Origin of the sequence: Streptomyces cavernae, assembly GCF_004023625.1 — a bacterium.
Classification (GTDB): domain Bacteria; phylum Actinomycetota; class Actinomycetes; order Streptomycetales; family Streptomycetaceae; genus Streptomyces; species Streptomyces cavernae.
This window is the reverse complement of record NZ_RPDJ01000026.1, coordinates 195425-217329: the sequence shown is the minus strand read 5'-3', so window position 1 is coordinate 217329 and position 21905 is coordinate 195425. Positions and strand designations below refer to the sequence as shown.

Below are 21905 nucleotides of genomic sequence, written 5' to 3'. Positions count from 1 at the left end.
CGCACCGCCGCGTCCGGCGCGCACCGCCGTGTCCGGCGCGCACCGCCGTGTCCGGCGCGCACCGCCGTGTCCGGCGCGCACCGCCGTGTCCGGCGCGCACCGCCGTGTCCGGCGCGCACCGCACCGTGCGGCACACACCGGCCCCGTCGGGCCCGCGCCGAGCGGTCCCTCAGCGCCCACCCGACCCCGGTGCGGCCCAGGCCAGCAGATAGCCGATGCCGTTGAGCGCCCAGTGCAGTGCCGCGGGCGCCACCAGGCTTCCGGAGCGGCGCCGCAGCTCGCACAGAACGACCCCGGCGGCGGTGGTGCCGACGACGGCCGCCGCCATCGCGAGTGTGGCACCCGCCGACCCGGAGCCGAGGGTCGCCGCGGCGGCGTTGGCCCGGGCCAGCCCGCGAGAGGGCAGCACATGCCACAGACCGAACAGCGACGACGACACCGCGGTGGCCCAGGCGGTACCTCGCCGACGCCGGACCATCGCCCACAGAACCCCCCGGAAGGCGGTCTCCTCCAGCAGCACGGTCCCGAACGGCACGCGGAACAGTACCCGCCACAGCAGTTGCCCGGCCGACAGACTCGCCGCACGGTCGTCCTGGAACGCCTCCCGGGTGGCCGGCACGGCCAGCGCGAGCAGGTAGACGGCGAGGACGGCACCGATGAGGACCGGGGCCCACCGCAGCCCCCGGCGCAGGCCGGGCCCGTCGAGCCCGAGGTCGGCGCGGGTGAGACCGTCCCAGCGGGCGATCAGCAGCAGCGCCGCGGTCGCGACCACGCAGGTGAGCACGTAGACGCCGGGCGCGAACCGGTTGTTGAGCAGGTTCGCGCCGAGCAGGACCGCGATGGCACAGAACAGCCGCATGGTGTCACCAGGATCCCGCGACGAGCGCGCCGGGGCCCACCCACCGGTCGGAGTCGGTGGACCCGAGCCCGCCTGCCGTCGAGCGAATCGTCGTCGAGGTGGCGGTGCGGGTAGGCCGGTGGCGTGCTTATCGCGGGTCGGCTGGTGGGGTGGCGGCGCGGGTCGGCCGGTGGGGTGGCGGCGCAGGAGGCGGTGGCGTGCTCATCGCCGGTCGGCCGGCACCGGCGCCGTCGCCGACGCCTCGCCGCCCGCATCAGGAAGCACCGCCTGCTCACCGACCGCCGGGCAGCGCCTCCGGTCCGGCCGAACGGGTCCGCAGGGGCGCGGTCTCCAGCAGTTCTGGTCGTAGCTCAGGGACAGACCGGCCAGCCGAGCGGTGCTCCCATCTGCGTGAAGCTCGACCACAGTCCGCGCCGCCGCTCCCCGGCGTGCTCGACGACCATGAGCGTGGCACCGCCCCACTCGCCGCCGATGGCGACGCCCTGGACGACACGCAGGGTGATCAGCAGGACCGGCGCCCAGACGCCGATGGTGTCGTAGGTGGGCAGCAGGCCGATGAGGAAGCTGGCGCCGCCCATCAGGCCCATCGTGAGCAGCAGCATGGACTTGCGGCCGAGCCGGTCGCCGAAGTGCCCGAAGACGATGCCGCCGAGCGGGCGGGCGACATAGCCGGCGGCGAAGGTGCGAACGCGGCGGCGGGGGCGGCGGCGGGGGCGGCGCCGGGGAAGAACAGCTCGCCGAAGACGAGGGCGGCGACGGTTCCGTAGACGAGGAAGTCGTAGAACTCCACGGCGGTGCCGAGCAGTCCGGAGGCGGCGACTCGGCGCAGCTGCCGGGCTCGTTCAAGGTCTGCGGACGGTAATGCGTGGGGGGACGGGGGCATCGCGGTCTCCCTTGACCGGGGAAGGACACCCGCGAATCTGAGCATCTGACTTACTGTCGTCAAGAAAGTGCACAACATTGACAGGTGGGGGACAGGTGGGGCTCCGCCCCTGCGCCGATATTGGGATTCGTTGCGCTCATGACAGACATGGCTGAGCTGTAGATGTCACGCCCCCGCCGAAGGTGATCGGTGACCTCGCTTCAGAAAGACGCGAACCACTCGACGATGGCCTCGCGGTCCGCGTCCCGCACCAGCAACTCATGGAGCAGGAGGCGTGCTTGGTACGGGCCGAGTTCGCCGGACGGGATCAGCCCGCGGCCGATCAGGTCCTTCTCGGAGCCGGGATATCCGTAAGTTCCGGTCAGGACGGGGCCGTTGTCGATGCGCGAGGAGAGGACCACGGGGAGCCGCGCGGCGAACCGCTCGAGGCCCTCGACGAGTCGCTGAGGCACGTGGCCCACACCGAACGCGGCGACGACGAGCCCGTCACAACGGCCCTCCCACGCCCCGAGCAGCGCGCCGTCGTCGCCGAGGCCGACCGTGTACAGGCCCACACGCACCTCTCGGCCGCGCGGCCGGGCCAGGGGGCCGACCCGGCGGGGCGGCGCGGCGATCAGCCGTACGCGGCCCTCGGCGATCCGACCGACGGGCCCGGTGGCGGGCGAGGTGAAGGCAGCGGGGCTGGTGGTGTGGGACTTGCGGACGTGGCGTGCCGCGTGGATCTCGTCGTTCAGGACGACCAGCACACCGGCGCCGCGCAACCGCGGGTCGGCCGCGGCGAGGACGGCCGCGTACAGGTTGGCGGGTCCGTCGGGGCCGGCCATGGTGGGGTTGCGCATGGCGCCGGTGACGACGACGGGCTGCTCGTGGCCGTGACGCAGGTCGAGGACGAACGCCGTCTCCTCGATCGTGTCCGTCCCCTGCGTGATCACGAGCCCGTCGACGTCGCCGCCGGCGAGGGTCTCGTCGATCGCCGCGCCGAGCTCCGCCAGGTCGTCGAAGGTGAGCGAGGCACCGGCCACCCGGCGGAAGTCGTGCACGCGCAGCTCGACGCCGTGGCCTTCCAGGTGGGGGACGGCGGCGAGCAGGTCATGCGGGGAGAGGGCCGGGACGACCGCGCCGGTGGCCGGATCGGTGGTCATGGCGATGGTCCCGCCCAGGGAGTAGACGGCCACCGTTCTCACCGCGCTCATCCGCGCCCCCACTTCCGACCGATCCCGGCCTGACCCTCACCCGTCGAGGTCGCCCGGTGCAGGCTATCGGGTGCCCGTCCGCGGACGCCGGTCACATGACGCCGGTCGCCCGTGGACGGTCACCTGTCGCCGGTCACCTGTATGCGGTCACCTCTCGGAGGGCGACGGTGCGGGTCGGCAGAGCACCGCGGCCAGGGCCTCCCTCAGCAGGCGCGTCGCCTCCTCGACGCCAGGGGCACCACCCGGCCTGCGCCACGCCACATACCCGTCGGGACGGACCAGCAGTACGCCGTCCTCGTCGATCTCCGCGCGGCGGCTCCACTCGCCGTAGGCGTCGTGCGCGTCGCGGTCGATGACGACGGCACGCAGACCGAGAGCGAGTTCCCGTGCCACGGCGTCGGCGGCGTCCGCCCACTGCGTTCCGGACAGGGCCGCGTCCTGCTCGAAGTCGATCAGCGCGGTGTTCAGCCTGACCACGGCGCCCCGCTTGGCGGCGCCCGCCAGGAGGATGGGCTCCAGATAGGTCTGCGGGAGGTCGATCATTCCGCACGGGCTCTGGGCCGCGTACTCGGTCAGGCTCTCGTCGCCGGTGCCCCAGGTACGGATGCGGCCGATCTCGTCGCCGAGCAGCGCGGTGGCGAACACCGTGTCGCCCATCAGGGAGCTCGGGGTGCCCTTCTCCAGCACCTCCTGCTCGATCCCGAGATCGCGGAAGACCTCCATGGCACGCTGGTTTGCCGACGCTTCTCCTGCACGGACGCGGTATTCCTCTGCACGAAAACGGCGTCGGCCGCCGCCCGGGCCAGGGCGGCAGGCGGCTTGCCCACCCACGCACGGGCGGACAGACTGGGCCGGGAAGGAGGCCGCAGGGCAGCCCTCCCCACCGGTACCAGGGAGGACCCCATGACGCCGCTCCTTGTGGGCAAACGCTGCCTGCCGGGGCACTAGGTTCTCGGCCGCCCCGGGTGAGTGCCGGCCGCCCCGGTTGTCCGGCCGCCCCGGTCGGACAACGACCACCCCGGGTCAGTGCCAGCCGAACCGGCGGTCCACGACCGCCGCGAACTCCTCCAGGGTCAGTTCCGCGTCCCCGTTCTGGTCAGCGGCGTCGAACAGCGCGGAGGAGGCGTCGACGTCTCCCAGTCCCCAGAACGGCAGATCCCCCGACGCGGCCAGAGACGGCCCCTTCGCCCGCAGGGCGATGATCACCTCTTCGCGGCTCAGGGTCCCGTTCTGGTCGAGGTCGAGTGCCTCGAACAGTTTGCGGGCCTTGTCGCTCATCTCGTCGTCCTCGTTCCTTCCGCCGACAGGGCGGGCCGCCCCGCCCCGCTCCCACTGGTAAGAACGCCTCCATCGCGGTCCGGGTTCCCTCGGGGCGCCTCCGGGAGCTCATCCCTCCCGCCCCGGTCCCCCCGGTCCGTGTGGACCGTAGTGCTCCAGGAACATGTCCACCCCGCTGACGACGAGGCGCTCCGTGAGGCTGTCGTCGATGTGGGTGTCGTACATCCCGAAGACCATGTGGGGGAAGACGAGCAGCGCGTAGAGCTGGATGATCGCCGCTTCCAGGTCGGGGATCACCAGCCGTCCCTGGTCCGCGAGCGCGCGAAGTGCGCCGGCGACGGCCGGGTGGTGGCCCTCGGGACCGCGCCCCTGCCAGGCCCGTCCCAGTTCCGGAAAGCGGTTCCGTTCGGCGGCGACCAGGTTGCGCAGGGCGATGACGTCCTCGTTCGTCCTGACGGCGTGCACCCAGGCGCGGGCGGCGAGGAGGAGGGCCGCGCGCAGGTCCTCGGCCTCCGGCAGCCCCTCGAGCGCGGCCGACGAGGCATGGCCGAGGGGTTCGTCGAGCGCACTGGTGATGACCGCTGTGAACAGGGCTTCCTTGCTGCCGAAGTGGTTGTAGACGGTCACCTTGGACACGCCGGCCTCGGCGGCGATGACGTCCATTCCGACACCGAAACCGTCCCGCAGGAACAGTTCCCGCGCCGCACGGACGATGGCCCGCCGTTTCAGTTCTGCACGAGGGCCGCTGGGGGGTTGCTTGACGTTCTCCGCGGTCATGAGCCCGATCCTAGCGGCTGAACTGAACTGAACCGTTGAGTTCAATTGAACTGTGCCGTACAGTTCAGTTGAGGCCTCGCCCACCCGTCCGTCTCCAGCCGTCGAGGAATCGTCATGACTCACCCCGCAGCCGGCACGCAGCACGCGCCGGACCACCACAGCCCACCGGCCGATCCCCGTCGCTGGACGGCACTGGCTCTCATCTGCGTCGCGCAGTTCATGCTCGTCCTGGACGTCACCGTGGTGAACGTCGCGCTGCCCGACATGGCCGCCGACCTCGACCTCGGCCGGACGATGCTGACCTGGGTAGTCACCGCGTACACCCTGTGCTTCGGCGGCCTGATGCTGCTCGGTGGCCGCCTCGCCGACGCCCTGGGCGCCCGCCGCACCCTGCTCACCGGGCTCGCTCTCTTCACCGCCGCGTCGCTGGTGGCCGGCCTCGCCTCGAGCGCCCCCATGCTGCTCGGCGGCCGTATCGCCCAGGGCGTCGGCGCCGCCCTGCTCTCCCCGGCGGCGCTCTCCGTCGTCACCACCACCTTCCACGGCACCGAGCGCAACAAGGCGCTGGGCGTCTGGGCCGCGATCGGCGGCACCGGCGCGGCCGCCGGTGTACTGATCGGCGGCGCACTGACCTCCGGACCCGGCTGGCAGTGGGTCTTCTACATCAACGTGCCGATCGGCCTCGCCGTCCTCGCTGCCCTGCCCGCGTTCGTCCCCGCCCGCCCACCGCAGCCGATCCGGCTCGACGTGCCCGGCGCGCTGCTGGTCACCACGGCCACCGCCTCCCTCATCTACGGCCTGGTGCAGGCGGGTGACGTGGGCTGGGACGGCGCCGCCGCACTGCTCCCGATCGCCGCCGCGCTGGTTCTGTACGCGGTGTTCGCCGCGGTGGAACGGGCGAGCCGGGCCCCGCTGATGGACCTGCGGATGTTCACCCGGCGGCCGGTCGTCGCGGGCGCGTTCCTGATGCTGATCGCCACCGCGCTGCTGCTCGCCTTCTTCTTCCTCGGCTCGGTCTACCTGCAACACGTGCGGGACTTCAGTCCGCTCAAGACCGGTCTGCTGTTCCTGCCGATGGCCGTGGCGACCGGTCTCGGCGCCCACCTCGGGTCCCGGCTCGTCGGGCGGCTCGGCAGCCGCGCCGTCGCCGTGGGCGGCATGGCGATCGCGGCTGCCGGAGCCGTGCCCCTGACCCGGCTCACCGCCGACGGGAGCGTGTACGCCGGTCTCGTCTCCGGCTTCGTCGTCGCGTCCTTCGGGATCGGCGCGGTCTTCGTCACCGCCACCACCACCGCCCTGGGCATGGTGGAGCACCACGAGGCGGGCCTGGCGTCCGGAGTCGTCAACACCTTCCACGAACTGGGCGGTTCGATCGGCGTGGCGGTCGTGTCGACCATCGCCGCGACGGGCATCGAGCGCGGCTCCGTCGGCGGCTTCAAGGACGCCTTCGTCGTCTGCGCCCTCGCGACGGCGGCGAGTGCGGTGGTGGCGCTGGGACTCGTACCGCGCGGTAAGCCGCAGTCGACCGGCGGCCCGCATGTGCACTGACGGCATCGACGCCCGCCGGGTCACCCGCCGGCGGGCCGGCTCGGGGAACTCCATCGACCGGCCGAGAGGACGACCGCAGTGAAATCCGGAGCTCCGGGTGGACGGATCCTCGTCGTCGGCGGCTACGGAGCCGTCGGTTCGACGGTGACCTCCCAGTTGAAGGAGTGGTTTCCCGGGCAGGTGGTGCCCGGCGGACGTGACGGTGCCCGCGCTCGTCGGCAGGGCGGTCAGCGGGTCGACGTGGGTGACCTGGCCGGCTTCCGGCAGGTGCTCGACGAACTCGGTGACGTGCTCGTCGTGGTGTTGTGCGTCGAGCCCCCGGAGGCCGCGGTCGCACGAACCTGCCTGACACGAGGCATCCATGTCGTGGACGTCGGCGCCAGTCGTCGGCTGCTGGACGCCGTGGCGGAATGGCACGAGCCCGCGGTCGACGCCGGGGCCACGGCCGTCCTCAGCGTCGGCGTCGCCCCCGGGCTGACGAACCTGCTCGCCCGCCGCGCCCACGAGGCCGTCGGCGGAGCCGACCGCCTCGATCTCACGGTGCTGCTCGGCGCGGGCGAGCGGCACGGCGCCGACGCGGTGCGCTGGACCGTCGCGGCTCTGGCCGAGCCGGTCACGGCCCGTCCGAAGCGCATCGCCGTGCCCGGGTACGGAAGGAGGACCGTCCATCCGTTCCCGTTCTCCGACCAGTACACCCTGCGGCGTACGCTCGGCGTCCCCGAGGCGACCACACGGTTGTGCCTGGACTCGCGGCCGCTGACCGCCGCGCTCTTCGCCCTGCGCCGGACCGGACTGCTGGGCGGCGCCGGTCGGCCCGGGCTCCAACGAGCGCTGACAGGCTCCTTCAGCCGTGTCCATTTCGGCGGTGACGGCTTCGCCGTACGGGCCGACGCCCGCCGCGGTGACCACCGCGCGGCCTGTGCCCTCACCGGGCGGGCACAAAGCCGCGTCTCCGGACTGGTGGCCGCGTACGTCACCCGCGAACTGCTCACCGCGAGCGTGCCCGCCGGGGTGCACCACATCGAGCAGTTGCCCACGCTGGCGGATCTGCCCGAGAGGCTGGCCGCCCACGGGGTGACGGTGCGGCACCTCGCGGGCTGACGGGACAGCCGGGCCACACCAACTCCCTCCCTGGTGCTGTCAGTTCGGTTCGAGCGCGAGCTGGGTGCCCGGCGATGACCGGGAACCGTGACCATGACCGCGACCGTGCCCCTGCGCCGCTTTCGTCGTCACGCCTCCTGCAGCGCCGGAGCAGGGCGCTCGCCCGAACCCCGGACGATCAGCCGGGTGCGGACGGTGATGGTGCGGACGCGGGAGCGATCGCCGTCCAGGCGGGCCAGGGCGGCGGTCGCCGCCGATCTGCCGATCTCCTCGGGGTGCTGGGCAACGACCGTCAGGGCCGGTTCCAGTGCCTCGGCGAGTGCCACGTCGTCGAAGGCGACGACGGCGACGTCCTTGCGTCTGCGGCGGGCGAGTTCGGTGACGATGCCCAGCGCGACGATGTTGTTGCCCGCGAACAGGGCGGTCGGGGGATCCGCCAGGCCCAGGAGTTGGGAGGTGGCGGCCGACGCCCCGCGCTGGTCGTGGGCGTTGACGACCAGCGAGCGGTCGTGGGGGAGACCGGCTTCCTGCAGGGCCGCACGGTATCCGGCCAGGCGCTCGCGGCGGGTGTAGAGCTTGGTGGGAAGGTCGCCCACGAAGCCGATGCGCCGGTGGCCGTGGGCGATCAGGTGGGCGACGCCGTCATGGGAGCCCGCGCGGTTGGAGCTGACGACGCTGTCCGTGACCAGGCCCGCACCCGGACGGTCGACGAAGACGACGGGCAGGCCCGCGGCGCGGTGGGTCCTGAGGTGGGAGTGGTCGGCGCCGACGGACGGCGCGACCATCAGGATGCTGATGCGGCGGGCGAGGAACGTGTCCGTCAGAGCGCGTTCGCGGTCGGGATCGTCCGCGGACGATCCCATGAGCAGGGTCAGGCCGCGGTCGCGGACCGTGTCCTCGATGCTCCTGGCCACGGCCCCGAAGAAGGGGTTGCCCAGGTCGGGGACGACCAGTCCGATGGTGGTGTCGGGCCCGCCGACGCGGATGTTGCGTGCCATGAGGTTCGGCTGGAAGCCGAGTCTGGCCACGGCGGTGAGCACCTGTTCCCTGGTCCGGGCCGAGACGGGTCCGTCCTCGTTGAGGACGCGGGAGACGGTCTTCGCACTGACACCCACTTCTCGGGCGACGTCTGCCAGCGTGGGGCGGCGGCCTGCTGCCATGGAGTGAACTGTCTCCCATGCTCGTCGGTTCCGGCCGCGGCGGCAAGGTGCGTGGCACGCGGCCGGACCCCGTGAGTGTTTCTGTCGTGTCGTCAGTTTGCCTGGACGCCCGCGGCCTTGGCCGCCTCGGAGTCCGCAACGACCGTACCTCCCGCAGCATCGACGGTGAGCGCCCCGGTCATGATGGCGACGACCTCCGCCATGGAGTAGTCGGAGGGCTTGATCACGGCAGCACGCCGGCCCAGCCGGTGGACGTGGATCCGGTCGGCGATCTCGAAGACGTGCGGCATGTTGTGGCTGATCAGGACGACCGGCATGCCCCTGTCCCGGACGCGGCGGATGAGGTCCAGGACCTGACCGGACTCCTTGACGCCGAGGGCGGCGGTGGGTTCGTCCATGACGACGACGCTGCGGGCCCAGGCGACGGAACGGGCGACCGCCACCGCCTGCCGCTGGCCACCGGAGAGCGTCTCGACCGACTGCGTCAGCGAGCGCAGGCCGATCTTCAGGTCGGCCATGTGCTCGGCGGCCTCCTGACGCATGCGCTTCTTGTCCAGCATGCGGAAGACACTGCCGAGGACGCCGGGACGGCGAAGCTCGCGCCCCAGGAACACATTGGAGGCGATGTCCATCGAAGCGGCCACGGCGAGGTCCTGATACACCGTCTCGATGCCGTGGGCGCGCGCACTCTGCGGACCGGAGAAGGTGATGGGTTCGCCGTTGAGACGTATCTCGCCCGCGTCGGGGACCAGCGCGCCGGTGAGAGCCTTGATCAGGCTGGTCTTGCCCGCCCCGTTGTCGCCGATGACGGCGAGGACCTCGCCCGGCAGCAGATCGAAGTCGGCGCCGTCGATGGCGGTGACATGGCCGTAGCGCTTGACCAGACCGCGCGCCTGCAGCACGGGGGTGGGGGAGGAGGTGGTGGTCATCGGGCCTTCTTCCGGGAGATCTGGTCGACGGTCACCGCGAGGATGACCAGGACTCCGGTGATCAGGGTCTGGTAGATGGAGGCGACCCCCATCAGCTGCAGGCCGTTGCGGAAGACGCCGACGATGAGGACGCCGATGAAGGTGCCCAGGACCGATCCGCGTCCGCCGAAGAGGCTGGTGCCGCCGAGGACCACGGCGGTGATGCTGTCGAGGTTGTCGGTCTGTCCCGCCTGCGGGTCGCCGACTCCGGTGCGGGAGATGAGCAGCAGGGCGGCGATGCCGTAGAGGACGCCGGCCACGGTGTAGATGCCCACGGTGAGCCGGCCCGTGCGGATGCCGTTGAGCCGCGCCGCTTCCTGGCTGTTGCCCAGCGCGTAGACGTGCCGGCCCCAGCTGGTGCTGCTCAGCGCGTAGGCGAAGGACAGGAACAGGGCGATGGTGACCAGGGAGCCGTAGGTGATGTCGGTGCGGCCGAGCGGGAAGGTCTGCCCGAGGGCCGTCAGCGGGCCGGGCAGGTTGGTGACCGTCTGCTCCTCGGAGTAGATGTGGGTCAGCGCGAACGCCACGTTGAGCATGCCGAGGGTGACGATGAACGGCGGCAGCGGGATCTTCTGCACCAACAGACCGTTGATCAGCCCGAATCCACCACAGACGGCGAGACCCAGGCCGATGGCGGCCAGCGGGGGCAGTGAGCCCTCGGCCGCCATTCTGGCGATCACGATGCTGCCGAACGCCATCACGGCACCGCACGACAGGTCGATGCCCGCGGTGAGGATGATCAGGGTCTGCCCGATGGCGAGGGTGCCGACGACCATGACCTGCTGCACGATCAGCGAGAAGTTGCCGCCCGTGAGGAACTGGTCGGTCGTCAGGGAGAAGAAGACGCAGGCGAGGAGGAGGGCGACCAGCGGGCCGGTGGTCGGTGCCGTGAGCAGTCTGCGGGCCGTGGTCGGTGCCTTGAGCTCGGCGTACGGCTTGGATGTGGACGGTGGCACGGACGGTGGCGTGGACGTGGCAGTCATCAAGAACTCCTTGCGTGGAAACATTTCCGGACACGCAGCGTCCGGCATGCGTTACGCTGTGTCGCGCCCGCCGGTGACAGCCAAGTCGGCGGGCGTACCGCCGGGCTGGCGGGAAGTCAGGTCTGTGGAGCTTGTGTAAGACCGTGGGCGGCGCACCGTCCCTTCGCTGGTAACCCAGGCGGCAGCGGGCTGTGAAGCAGAAAGCCCGACCCGCGAGGAAAGGGATCCCCGTCGTTCGGCGGGGAGGAGGTCAAGTGAAGTCCTTGTCGGAGGACGAGAGGCGGCCGCCCCTGGTCGGGAAGAGGGGTCGGCCGCCCCGCTGAGGGGTTTCAAGAGGCGGCGGTGGCTGGCGCGTGGGCGGCTCAGCCCCAGCAGTTCTCCAGGCCGTAGGCGGTGTCCTTGGACGCGACCCCGTCCTGCGGCTTGTCGGAGATCAGCGTGACGCCCGTGTCGGTGTAACCGGACGCCTTCTTGCCGTCCTTGGCGTAGGTGACGACGGCCTTGACGCCCTCGGCGGCCATCTTCAGCGGGTACTGCTGGGACGTGGCGGCGATCTTGCCGTCCTTGACGGCCGTGGTGCCGGTGCAGCCGCCGTCGACGGAGACGATCAGGACGTCCTTCTCCCGGCCCTTCGCCTTGAGCGCGGTGTAAGCGCCCAGAGCGGCCGGTTCGTTGATGGTGTAGACGACGTTGATGTCGGGCTCCTTCTGGAGGCAGTTCTCCATCGCCGTCTGGCCCTTGGCCTGGTCGCCTCCGGTGTCCTGGGAGCAGACGACGGCCGGGTCCTTCTCGTCGATGCCGAAGCCCTTCAGGAAGCCGTTGTGCCGCTGGACGCCCACGGACACGCCCGGCGCGAGGTCGAGGGTGGCTATCTTGGCGGTCTTGCCCTTCATGGCCGCCTTGGCGTATTCGCCGATCAGCTCGCCGGCCTTGAGGTTGTCGGTGGCGAAGAGCGCGTCGACCGCGTCTTCCGGCTCGGTCGGGGTGTCAAGGGCGATCACCAGGACGCCCTTGGCGCGGGCCTTCTCGATGGCGGGCACGATGGCCTTGGAGTCGCTCGGGGTGATCAGGATGCCCTTCACGCCGGAGGCGACCATGTTCTCGATGGCCGTGACCTGGCCTGCGTTGTCGCCGTCGAACTTGCCTGCGGCGGTGACCAGTTGGACGCCGTTCTCCTTGGCGGACTTCTCCGCGCCCTCCTTCATCTTCACGAAGAACGGGTTGGTGTCGGTCTTGGTGATCAGGCCGACCTTGACGTCACCCGAACCGGCGCTGGCGGAACCCGATCCGGAACCGGAGCCGGATCCGCAGGCCGTCAGGGTGAGGGCCGCGATGCCCGTGCACGCAGCGACTCTGAGGAGAGACAGGGGCAGACGAGTGGTGCGAGACATGAAACGACTCCTGCGGGATTGGAGCGGCGCGGCCGGCATCGGAGCATGCCGTCCCGAGGTGTCATCGTTGACTTATGTCATCGTTGACACTGCATGGCGAGGATGATGGACTCCGTCTCCCGGAAACGTCAATGCCCTGCACTCGTCACAAATCGGCAACGCCCGTGGCCCTCGCCCATCCCCAGATGTCGGGCGGCTGCCCCACGAATGCCCCGTGGGTTTCCTGCCCCGGACTGTTGACGGACCGACCGGATGGCCCCCATCATCGGGCCACTCGATGTCATCGCTGACACAAGTCAACGATGACACTCATGGACCACGGAGGACACCAGGCCGTGAACAAGACCCTGCTCGCCGAGTTCACCGCCCGCGAGGGCGCGGAGGACGAGGTCGCCCGGCTGATCGTGGACTACGCCCGCAAGGTGCGTGACGAGGACGGCAACCTCGCGTTCGACGTGTACACCAAGGCGGCGAGCCCCCGCGCCTACTGGATCTTCGAGGTGTACCGCGACGAGGACGCCTTCCAGGAACATTTGAAGGCCCCGTACGGCGGCCCGTTCAACACCGCACTCGCCCCGCTGATCGAGGAGGACGCGTCGGTCCTGACCTTCCTGGCGCCGGTGACCTGACCTTCCTGGAGCCGGTGGCCTGACTTTTCCTGGAGCCGGTTGACCTGACCTTCCGCATCCGGTGAACCGACGACGGCCGGGCGGGGCCCGCTCTGCGGGCCCCGCCCGGCCTCGTGCTGCGCTTTGCGCGGCCGTCGGTTGCCGCTGCTGTTGTTTCCGGCGCTTCATTCGAACGAGGAGCCTGCCCCGGACCGGGTGCGTGAAGAGTCCGGAAGCCGCTCCGCCGACTGGGCGTGGCATGCGTGCACGCCGGCCGCCGGGTAGGCCATTGTGGGCGATAGGCGCCATAAGCGCCAATTACCCAAAAATATAAGGACAAGCATGGCTGCAGTGACCGAGCCGGTCGCCCCGGTGCCGGCGGGGCGGAGTATTGGCCAGGTGATCGTGTCGTGGGCGTCGACCACGGATCACAAGAAGATCGGACACCTCTACCTGATCACGTCGTTCGCGTTCTTCCTCTTCGGAGGAGTTCTGGCGCTGCTGCTACGGGCCGAACTGGCGCGGCCGGGGCTGCAGTTCTCCTCGGCCGAGCAGTACAACCAGGCGTTCACACTGCACGGCACCGTGATGCTGCTGCTGTTCGCCACACCGACCTTCGCCGGGTTCGCCAACGCCGTCATGCCTTTGCAGATCGGGGCTCCGGATGTGGCCTTCCCACGGCTGAACATGCTGTCGTACTGGCTGTTCCTCTTCGGCGGACTCATCGTCGCCAGCGGCCTGCTGACGACGCAGGGCACGGCCGACTTCGGCTGGACCGCCTACACACCCCTCAGCGGCGGGGAACGTACGCCCTACGTCGGCGGCGACATGTGGGTCATGGGTCTGGCGCTGTCCGGATTCGGCACCATTCTGGGCGCCGTCAACTTCATCACCACGATCATCTGCATGCGGGCCCCGGGTATGACCATGTTCCGCATGCCGATCTTCACCTGGAACGTGCTGCTCACCTCGGTCCTGGTGCTGCTCGCCTTCCCCGTGCTCGCGGCGGCGCTGCTGGTGCTGGAGGCGGACCGCCGCTTCGGCGCGCAGGTCTTCAACCCGGAGAACGGCGGCGCCGTCCTGTGGCAGCACCTGTTCTGGTTCTTCGGCCACCCGGAGGTCTACATCCTCGCCCTGCCGTTCTTCGGCGTGGTCACCGAGATCCTGCCGGTCTTCTCCCGCAAACCGATCTTCGGCTACATGGGACTGGTCGGCGCGACCATCTCGATCACGGGTCTGTCGGTGATGGTGTGGGCACACCACATGTTCGCCACCGGCGCGGTGCTGCTGCCCTTCTTCTCCTTCATGACCTTCCTGATCGCGGTCCCGACGGGGGTGAAGTTCTTCAACTGGATCGGCACGATGTGGAAGGGCTCCATCACCTTCGAGACACCGATGCTGTGGGCCACGGGCTTCCTGGTGACGTTCCTGTTCGGCGGGCTGACCGGCGTCATCCTGGGCTCGCCCCCGATGGACTTCCACGTCACGGACACCTACTTCGTCGTGGCGCACTTCCACTACGTGCTGTTCGGCACGATCGTGTTCGCGATGTTCGCCGGGTTCCACTTCTGGTGGCCGAAGATGACCGGCACGATGCTCGACGAACGCCTCGGCAAGATCCACTTCTGGACCCTCTTCGTCGGCTTCCACGGCACCTTCCTGGTCCAGCACTGGCTCGGCGCGGAGGGCATGCCCCGCCGCTACGCCGACTATCTGGCCGCCGACGGCTTCACCGTCCTGAACACCGTCTCCTCCATCGGCGCCTTCCTGCTGGGACTGTCCACGCTGCCGTTCCTGTACAACGTGTGGAAGACCGCCAAGTACGGAAAGCGGGTCGAGGAGGACGATCCCTGGGGCTACGGCCGCTCGCTGGAGTGGGCCACCTCCTGCCCCCCGCCCCGCCACAACTTCGTCACCATGCCCAAGGTCCGCTCGGACTCCCCTGCCTTCGACCTGCACCACCCACAGGTCAGCGCCCTCGACCAGAAGGAATTCACCGGCCGGCGCGACGTGGTGGAGCCCGACCAGGACTCCGATCAGTCATGACGGCCGGCAGCAAGGAGGACCCGCCGTCGCGGACAGTGGCGGCGGCGGTGAACGAGATCGAGGGCTTCCTGCTCCTGCACGCGGAACGCGAGGCCGCGCACCGCGAAGCGCGGGAGTTCACCGACCGCATGCCGTGGCTGTCCACGGCCGAGCGGGAAGAGATCTCACGCCACTACGTCGAGCAGCGCGGACAGCTCACCGAGCTGATGCTGAGGACGGTGGTCAACCGCGCCCACTCCCTGCGCCACGAGTACGAGTCCCGCTACCGCCTCCTGCGCGCGAGGCTCCTGAAGACCGGCGTCGTGGTGGTCTGCGCCGCCCTGCTGTGGACGGCGGGCCTGACCACCTGGTTCGCCTGGCCCATCGGTGACTGAACCAACGCCCTCCGCCGGGCGGTACGCGCTCACGCAAGCCGTCCGCCGGGCGCGCCAGGTCCCGCTGTCCGCCGGGCGGGACCGGCTCACGCTGTCCGCCGGGCGGGACCGGCTCACGCTGTCCGCCGGGCGGGACCGGCTCACGCTGTCCGCTGGGCGGGAATGGGCAGGCTCGGAGCCGTCGGGACGCGGTTCGCGCCACGGTGCCCCAGGGCGCCCGCGGCTATCCCGCCGGCAATGATCAGACCGCCCGCGACCAACGCCCCGCGGGCGCCCGCCAACTCGAGCAGCAGGCCGAGCAACGGCGGCCCCGCCAGTCCCCACGCGGTGCTTGCGCTGCGCCAGACACCCAGGACCCGGCCGCGCATATGGGGCGGTGGGTCGGTCTGGAGCACCGTGGCGCCGGCGGTGTCGGAGACCGACTCCAGCACGGCCATGGGCAGCACCAGGACCATGAGCAGCATCAGCGTGCCGGACAGTCCGGCGGCCACCTGGAGGATGGCTCCCGCCGCGGCGAGCGCGGCGACCAGCCGGACGGACGGGCTGCGCAACCGTCCGGCGACGACGGCCCCGGCCATCCCGCCGACGGCCAGGACGGTGGAGACCATGCCGTAGGCCCCGGTGCCGCCGTGCAGGGGTCCGGTCACCAACACCGCGAGGGTGAGTGTGTAGTTCCTGCCGAAGATGGAGCTCAGCGCGGTGATCGCGGCGAGCGCGACCAGCCGGGGCCTGCTCAGGAAGTACGTCAGGCCGCCGGGCGTCCGCGCCGCCTTCCCCTTGGACGCCGGAGAAGCCGGAGGCGTGCCGCGCGTGTCCTGCGTGCCGTGCGTGCCCGGTGCCGGCCGCAGAAACGGGATGACGGCGGCGACGGCGAGGAAGGACAGGCCGTTGGCCAGATAGGCGGTCGCGGTGCCGAACAGGCCCACGACCACGGCGGCCGACGCGGTGCCGGCGAACCGGCCGACGCTGTGCACCGCGGAGCCCAGGGCGATGGCGGACGGCAGGTCCTCCGGCCGGACCAGGTCGTTGCCCAGCAGAGCGGTCGCCGGCCCGTCGACCGTCGCAACCAGCCCGGTGACGGCGGCCAGCACCAGCAGGCCGCCCGTGCTGAGCTGGTCCAGCGCCACCATGGCGGCGGTGACGAAGGCGACCAGGGCCAGCACCGTCTGGCTCACCAGCGCGGTGTACTTGCGCGGCCAGGCGTCGACCACCGCCCCGCCCGCGACTCCGAGCAGCAGTCCCGGGGCGGCCTGGACCGCCAGGGACAGGCCCGTCGCGGCGGCGGAGCCGGTGAGCTGCAGCACCAGCAGGTTCTGCACGGTGAGCTGCATCCAGGTACCGGTGTTCGACAGCAGGTTGGCGGCCGACCACCACCGCATGCTGGGGTACCTCAGACAACGCCAGGCGGCGCGATCGCCGCGCTTGCGGGCGCGGTCCCGGACACGGGCGCGTGGGCGAGGCGCCGCGGGGGCGGGTTCTTCAGGGGTGACACGGGTGGCATGGGTGGCAGGGGTGCCAGGAGTGGCGAGGGTGGGTTCAGAGGAAAGAGACACGTCAGAGCGCTTCGTGAAGCCCCGGCAGGGCGAAGTTCGGGCACAGGGGGACAGCAGACCGAGCGGGACGGCGGCAGCCGTCACTCGGGTGCGGGGCCCTCGCTGCGAGCGATGCCGCGCTCGACGGTGAGGCAGGCCGGGCCCTCGGGCCGAGCCATCCTCACAGACGCGTACTCGATATGGAATTTGACCGTCCGCTCCGGCCGCCCGGAATGAACCGGTTGTCCCGCGCCACCTGGCATTTCGTCGCCGAGGTGGACTTCCTCACACGCCCCGCCGACGCACCCTCAGGGGCGTCGCCAGGAGTCGTCGGGGAGATGGGAACCGGCCTGCGGTCCCATGCGCAGCATCCCTCCGTCAACCACCCACGAAGCGCCGGTGACATAGGACGCGTCCGGACCGGCGAGGAAGGCGATCACGGCCGCTACCTCCCGGGCATCGCCCGGGCGGCCCAGCGGCACGCCGGGCCGGGGTTCCGTCGTGACGTCGGTGTCCTCCTGGCCGGTCATCGGGGTGGCGATCTCGCCGGGAGCGACGGCGTTGACGGTGATGCCGTGCTCGGCCAGTTCCAGCGCCATCACCTGGGTGAGCAGCCCGAGCCCGCCCTTGGCCGCGCAGTACGGTGCGGCGCCCACCCGGGGCTGGTGCTCGTGGACGCTGGTGACGTTGACGATCCGGCCCCCGCCACCCCGGGCGATCATGCGTCGGGCGGCGCGCTGGCCGCACAGGAACGGCCCCACCAGATCGACGTCGATGACCTCGCGCACGCTACTCAGATCCAGTTCCAGGAAGGGGGTCATGGTGCCCGTCCCGGAGTTGTTCACCAGCACATCGACCCTGCCGAGCTCGTCGGCCATGCGGTCGATGACCCCGGCGGCCTCCGGGAGCCGGGTGAGGTCCAACTGCTCGATCGCGGCGCGGCGCCCCGCCGCGCGCACCTCGTCCGCCGTCCGCCGAGCTCCCTCCTCGTCACGGTGCCAGGTGATGCCGATGTCCATGCCGGCCTCGGCCAGCCGGACGGCGGTCGCGCGGCCGATCCCCGAGTCGGATCCGGTGATCAGGGCCACGCGGGCTGCGTCGCGAGGGGATTCCATGGGTTCTCCGTAGGTTGTCGGGTGGCCCAGGAGGGCCGGATGCGACTGGTCGTCACCGCAGCAGCCCGGGCGCGACTGGTCGTCACGGCAGAAGGCCGGGTGCGACCGGCCGTCACGGCAGATCCCCGGAGTCCAGGGCGCGGGCCTGCCGCTCCAGCCAGTCGGGTACCGTTCGCCGTTCGGCCAGTGCCCGGGGCAGGCGGCGGACCGCTCCGGCGAGCGCGACCCGTGCCTGCCGGTCCGTACGGCAGTCCCGGGCGAGCCGCCCCGTGCGGATCAGCGCCTGGCGCAGGGGGCGGCGCATCCAGGCGGTGAGCAGCTCGTTGCGCCGCACCAGGGCGTTCCGGCCGGTCCGCCCGGCGGGGGCGGGGTCGTGCCGGGCGACGACCTGCGGGCAGTGCGCGAGGCCCCAGCCCCGCGCCGCGAGATCGAGGGCGAGCAGTTGTTCCTCCCCGCCGAAGTGCAGCACCGGGTGGAAGCCGCCCACGCCGAGGAACGCCTCCCGCCGGACGACGGCCCCGCAGGCGAGGAAACCCAGCACCGGCCGGCCGGGCAGATCCGGTACGTTGCCCAGTGGCGACGCGGCGAGGACGTCGTTCAGCGGATCGGAGCGCCCGTCGGGACCCACCCGGGTCGCCGCGGCGATCAGTGCCAGCCGCGGGTGGGCGTCGAACAGGCCGGCCGCGCGGCGCAGGGCGCCCGGCTCCCACCAGGAGTCGTCGTCACTGAACGCGACATAGGGCGTGGTCAGCGCGGCGACGCCCAGGTTGCGGCCCACGGCGCCGAGGTTGCGGCCCGCGGTGATCAGCCGAACCGCGGGATGGGCCTCCCGGACAGCCCCCGCGCTGCCGTCCGACGAGCCGTTGTCGACGACGGCGATGGGCGGCCGTTCGGGGAGCGCGTCCAGCCGGTCCAGGGTGCGCAGCAGGCTGTCGCGACGGTCGCGCGTGATCACGACCACCCCGATCCCGGAGGCGGAGCCGGTCACGGCAGCCGCCCGGCGGCGACCAGCGGCCCGTGCCCGGCCCCCGGCAGCCGGTCCACCGCGGCGACGACCTCGGCGGGCGTGATCCGCAGCAGCCGCTCGTCGGGCCGGTCCCCATGGGCGTCCCCCGGCCGGGGCACACCCCCGGGGTCGCCGTGCCACAGAACACGGTGCCGCGGATCGGCGGGCGGCCCCCACAGCCGGGGGGCGACCGGCCCGAACAGCACCACGGACGGTGTTCCGAGGGCGGTTGCCAGATGGGCGAGTCCGGTGTCCCCGACGACGACCGCGCGGGCACCGGCGACGAGCGCGGCGAGCTCCTCGAACGGGACGTCCGCCGCTCCGCCGAGGACCGACGACGCCGGCAGCCCGGCGCACTGCGCGACCCGACGGGCGAGAGGACCCTCGCCCGCTCCAGCCGTGACGACCACCCGGTGCCCGGCGGCGCACAGCGCGCTCCCGACAGCCCCGAAACGTTCCGCGGGCCAGCGCCGGGCGGCGGCGTCCGCGCCCGGGTGGACGATCGTGGCGCCGGGAACCGACGGGTGGGCATCGGGCGCCGGGATCCGCAGATCCGCGGGGTCGGCGGGGATTCCGTAGGACCCCAGCAGCCGGCACCAGCGGTGTCGCTCGTGTTCGTCCTCACACCACTCAGGTCCGTCGGGCCGCGCGTACGCCAGCAGCCGGGAGGGGTTCAGCGCCTCCAGCGGACGGAGACTCAGCGGACCGTTGCCGTGCAGATCCACGGCGATGTCGGGCGTCGGCCAGGGCCAGTCGATCCGGGCGGGCACCGCACGGCCCGGAGCCTCGGCGGGCAGCAGCCGGTCCACGACACCCGTCGCGGCGGCCGCGTCGGCCAGCCGCGCGGGCGCCACCAGCACCGTCTCGTGATCCGGGAAGGCCCGGCGCAGCGCACGCAGCGCGGGCACGGCGGTCAGCAGATCACCGAGCCCCAGTGCGCGCAGCACCACCAGCCGCCGGGTCATCGTGGGGGCGCCGAGTTCTTGTTACGGGTACGGGCGAGTGCCGCGCGGCGCGCGAGTTCGGTGGTGGATCGGCCGTCGAGGTACGGCAGGACGACGGCCTGCCCTCCCCACTCACGCAGGGCGGCGGCTTCCGGCAGTGAGTCGGCGGTGTAGTCGCCGCCCTTGACCCAGACATCGGGACGCAGCTTGCGCAGCAGGGCCTCCGGGGTGTTCTCGTCGAACACCGCGACGGCATCCACACAACCCAGGCCGCCGAGGATGCGCCTGCGGTCCGCCTCCGGGGTCAGCGGGCGGCCGGGCCCCTTCAGGCGGCGGACCGAGCTGTCCGAGTTGACGCAGACGATGAGACAGTCGCCGATCCTGCGGGCGCCCTCCAGCAGGCCCACATGGCCCGCGTGGAGCAGGTCGAAGCAGCCGCCCGTGGCCACGACCGTGCCGCCGCGCGCCCGGACCCGCTCGGCGAGCTCGAAGGGGTCCAGGGGCCGCACCGGCGGCACGGACGGGGCCTCGGCGGGGACCTGCCAGAGCGAGTGGTCCCCGGCCCCGGCCCCCGCGACGAACGCGGTGGCTTCGGCGACCGCCCGCTGCACGGCCTCCTCGGGCAGCGCCCCGTCGGCGAACGCCCCCGCGGCGGTCGCGGCGAAGCAGTCGCCCGCACCGCACGGGTCGCCGTCGGCGCGGTAGGGGGCGGGGACGAGCATGGGGCTGTCGCTGCCCGCGCGGGTCAGCATCGCGCCGTGCTCGCCCAGGGTCACGGCGACGGCCGCCGCCTTCCAACGGTCGGCCAGGCGGGTACCCCGCAGGGCGTGCGCGCGCAGCGAGTCGTCGCCGACGCGGGTCATGGCGTACGCCTCCGCCCCGCTGGGCGTGACCAGACGCGCGCCGGGGACGGGCGCCTCGCCGCGCGGATGCGGGTCCCACACCAACGGCAGCCGCCATGCGACCCGCGCGAGGAGGTCGCGTACGGCGACGGCGGTGCCGCGACCGTAGTCGGCGACCAGGACGGCCCCGGCATCGTCGAACACCGCCCGGACCGTGTCGTCCGGTTCGCCGGGCCGGCCGCCGCCGTCGTCGACCCGCACCACGGGCCGGCCGCCGACCCGTACCCGGGTCTTCACGGGCAGGGTGCCCTCCAGCGCCAGTTCGACCAACCGGACCCGGGGCCGCAGCGCGTCCCGCACCGTACGGCTGGCCGGGTCGTCGCCGAGCGCGGTGACCAGGACGACCTCCCGGCCGCTGCGTGCGGCGAGCGCCGCGGCGAGCCCGGCGCCGCCCGGTCGGCATCGGTCGTGGACGACGTCCACCACCGGGACCGGAGCGTCCGGGGCCAGCCGGGTGGTCTCCCCGTCGATGTCGCGGTCGAGCAGCGCGTCCCCCACCACGACGAGCGGCTTCCCCGCGTTCACGTGGCCCTCCGAACAGTGGCGGTGAGGCGCTCCGGCGCGGCGGCGTGCGCGTCGAACGCCTCGCAGAGCATGTGCACGGCGACGAGGTGGGCCTCCTGGACGGTGGCGGTGCTGGCCGAGTCGACGCACAGGGCGTCCTGGGCGCGGGCCGCCAGTGGATTGGGGCGGGGCCCGGTCATGGCCCACACCAGCAGCCCGGCGGCGCGGCCGGTGTCGGCGGCGGCCAGCACATTGGGACTGCGCCCGGAGGTGGACAGCAGGACGAGTACGTCGCCGGGGCGTCCGTGGGCGGCGACCTGGCGGGCGTAGAGCTCCTCAAAGCCGTAGTCGTTGGCGATGGCCGTCACGCTGGAGGTCTCGGAGTGCAGGGCGATCGCGGAGTACGCCGGGCGTTCGTCGCGATAGCGGCCGACCAGTTCGGCGGTGAGGTGCTGTGCCTGGGCGGCGCTGCCGCCGTTTCCCGCGGCCAGCAGTCTGCCGCCGACCGGCAGGACGGCGGCGAGGTGCCGCCCCCAGTCCGTGATCCGGCCGAGCTCCTGCCGACCGAGGCGGTCGAGCGCGTCCTGCAGCGACCGGCAGTGCTGCCGCGCTGCGTGCAGAGAATCTGGCATGGCGGTCGGGTCCGGGCCGTGAAGGCCGGGTCCTGCCTCCTTTCCACGGGGTACGAGTCCACGGGGTGCGTCATGGTCCGGGTCCACGGGGGTTCGACTTC

At 71.9% G+C, this 21905-nt stretch carries 20 protein-coding genes and 1 pseudogene; 5 read left to right on the top strand and 16 right to left on the bottom strand.

The window, feature by feature from the left end; translation table 11 throughout:
- Positions 1-169 precede the first annotated feature (169 nt).
- From EF387_RS31625 to EF387_RS31600, 6 genes and pseudogenes are all read right to left on the bottom strand, one after another.
- Positions 170-859, bottom strand: coding sequence for a CPBP family intramembrane glutamic endopeptidase (locus tag EF387_RS31625; protein WP_128380060.1), 690 nt, complete (start codon positions 857-859; stop codon positions 170-172).
- A gap of 368 nt (positions 860-1227) precedes the next feature.
- A pseudogene (locus EF387_RS31620) lies at positions 1228-1742 on the bottom strand (MFS transporter); the annotation flags it as partial.
- 200 nt (positions 1743-1942) lie between these two features.
- Complete coding sequence (locus tag EF387_RS31615; RefSeq protein WP_128380059.1) at positions 1943-2935, bottom strand: asparaginase; 993 nt, start codon at positions 2933-2935, stop codon at positions 1943-1945.
- 147 nt (positions 2936-3082) lie between these two features.
- Positions 3083-3766 (bottom strand): FAD-dependent monooxygenase, encoded by a 684-nt coding sequence (locus EF387_RS31610; RefSeq protein WP_274388965.1) that lies wholly within the window; start codon positions 3764-3766, stop codon positions 3083-3085.
- Positions 3767-3958: 192 nt separating this feature from the next.
- Positions 3959-4213 carry an EF-hand domain-containing protein gene (locus tag EF387_RS31605; protein ID WP_128380057.1) on the bottom strand — a complete coding sequence of 85 codons (255 nt, stop codon included), beginning with the start codon at positions 4211-4213 and terminating at the stop codon, positions 3959-3961.
- A 108-nt stretch (positions 4214-4321) separates the two neighbouring features.
- Positions 4322-4990, bottom strand: a complete 669-nt coding sequence (locus EF387_RS31600) for a TetR/AcrR family transcriptional regulator (protein WP_128380056.1) — start codon at positions 4988-4990, stop codon at positions 4322-4324.
- 114 nt (positions 4991-5104) lie between these two features.
- Here EF387_RS31600 and EF387_RS31595 point away from each other — a divergent pair, with 114 nt between their 5' ends.
- On the top strand, positions 5105-6538 hold the full coding sequence (locus EF387_RS31595) for an MFS transporter (protein ID WP_128380055.1): 1434 nt from the start codon (positions 5105-5107) through the stop codon (positions 6536-6538).
- A 78-nt stretch (positions 6539-6616) separates the two neighbouring features.
- Positions 6617-7639, top strand: a complete 1023-nt coding sequence (locus EF387_RS31590) for a saccharopine dehydrogenase NADP-binding domain-containing protein (RefSeq protein ID WP_238431813.1) — start codon at positions 6617-6619, stop codon at positions 7637-7639.
- Between the two features lie 128 nt (positions 7640-7767).
- Here EF387_RS31590 and EF387_RS31585 read toward each other — a convergent pair whose 3' ends face one another.
- From EF387_RS31585 to EF387_RS31570, 4 genes are all read right to left on the bottom strand, one after another.
- The gene (locus EF387_RS31585; RefSeq protein ID WP_128380054.1) at positions 7768-8799 is read right to left on the bottom strand and encodes a LacI family DNA-binding transcriptional regulator; all 1032 of its coding nucleotides are present in this window, start codon (positions 8797-8799) and stop codon (positions 7768-7770) included.
- A 92-nt stretch (positions 8800-8891) separates the two neighbouring features.
- Positions 8892-9728, bottom strand: coding sequence for an ATP-binding cassette domain-containing protein (locus EF387_RS31580; RefSeq protein ID WP_128380053.1), 837 nt, complete (start codon positions 9726-9728; stop codon positions 8892-8894).
- Entirely contained in the window at positions 9725-10750 is a 1026-nt protein-coding gene (locus tag EF387_RS31575; protein ID WP_128380052.1) for an ABC transporter permease, read from the bottom strand. Before EF387_RS31575 ends, EF387_RS31580 begins: the two co-directional genes overlap by 4 nt.
- Positions 10751-11112: 362 nt before the next feature.
- Positions 11113-12141, bottom strand: a complete 1029-nt coding sequence (locus EF387_RS31570; RefSeq protein WP_128380051.1) for a sugar ABC transporter substrate-binding protein — start codon at positions 12139-12141, stop codon at positions 11113-11115.
- A gap of 335 nt (positions 12142-12476) precedes the next feature.
- Between EF387_RS31570 and EF387_RS31560 the strand changes: the two genes are divergently transcribed.
- From EF387_RS31560 to EF387_RS31550, 3 genes are all read left to right on the top strand, one after another.
- Entirely contained in the window at positions 12477-12770 is a 294-nt protein-coding gene (locus tag EF387_RS31560) for a putative quinol monooxygenase (protein WP_128380081.1), read from the top strand.
- Between the two features lie 321 nt (positions 12771-13091).
- On the top strand, positions 13092-14795 hold the full coding sequence (gene ctaD, locus EF387_RS31555) for an aa3-type cytochrome oxidase subunit I (protein ID WP_128380049.1): 1704 nt from the start codon (positions 13092-13094) through the stop codon (positions 14793-14795).
- Entirely contained in the window at positions 14792-15169 is a 378-nt protein-coding gene (locus tag EF387_RS31550) for a hypothetical protein (RefSeq protein ID WP_128380048.1), read from the top strand. The genes ctaD and EF387_RS31550 overlap by 4 nt, the downstream gene beginning before the upstream one ends.
- 140 nt (positions 15170-15309) lie before the next feature.
- Here EF387_RS31550 and EF387_RS31545 read toward each other — a convergent pair whose 3' ends face one another.
- The 6 genes from EF387_RS31545 to EF387_RS31520 all read right to left on the bottom strand — a co-directional run bounded on the left by EF387_RS31545 (position 15310) and on the right by EF387_RS31520 (position 21804).
- Positions 15310-16548 carry an MFS transporter gene (locus EF387_RS31545; RefSeq protein ID WP_238431812.1) on the bottom strand — a complete coding sequence of 413 codons (1239 nt, stop codon included), beginning with the start codon at positions 16546-16548 and terminating at the stop codon, positions 15310-15312.
- Positions 16549-17009: 461 nt separating this feature from the next.
- Positions 17010-17816, bottom strand: coding sequence for an SDR family oxidoreductase (locus EF387_RS31540; RefSeq protein WP_128380046.1), 807 nt, complete (start codon positions 17814-17816; stop codon positions 17010-17012).
- Positions 17817-17928: 112 nt separating this feature from the next.
- A complete protein-coding gene (locus EF387_RS31535; protein WP_128380045.1) occupies positions 17929-18804 on the bottom strand; it encodes a glycosyltransferase family 2 protein in 876 nt (291 codons plus the stop codon).
- Positions 18801-19787, bottom strand: a complete 987-nt coding sequence (locus EF387_RS31530; RefSeq protein WP_128380044.1) for a glycosyltransferase family 9 protein — start codon at positions 19785-19787, stop codon at positions 18801-18803. The genes EF387_RS31535 and EF387_RS31530 overlap by 4 nt, the downstream gene beginning before the upstream one ends.
- Positions 19784-21193 (bottom strand): D-glycero-beta-D-manno-heptose 1-phosphate adenylyltransferase, encoded by a 1410-nt coding sequence (rfaE2, locus tag EF387_RS31525; RefSeq protein WP_128380043.1) that lies wholly within the window; start codon positions 21191-21193, stop codon positions 19784-19786. The genes EF387_RS31530 and rfaE2 overlap by 4 nt, the downstream gene beginning before the upstream one ends.
- On the bottom strand, positions 21190-21804 hold the full coding sequence (locus tag EF387_RS31520; protein ID WP_128380042.1) for a D-sedoheptulose-7-phosphate isomerase: 615 nt from the start codon (positions 21802-21804) through the stop codon (positions 21190-21192). Before EF387_RS31520 ends, rfaE2 begins: the two co-directional genes overlap by 4 nt.
- Positions 21805-21905 lie beyond the last annotated feature (101 nt).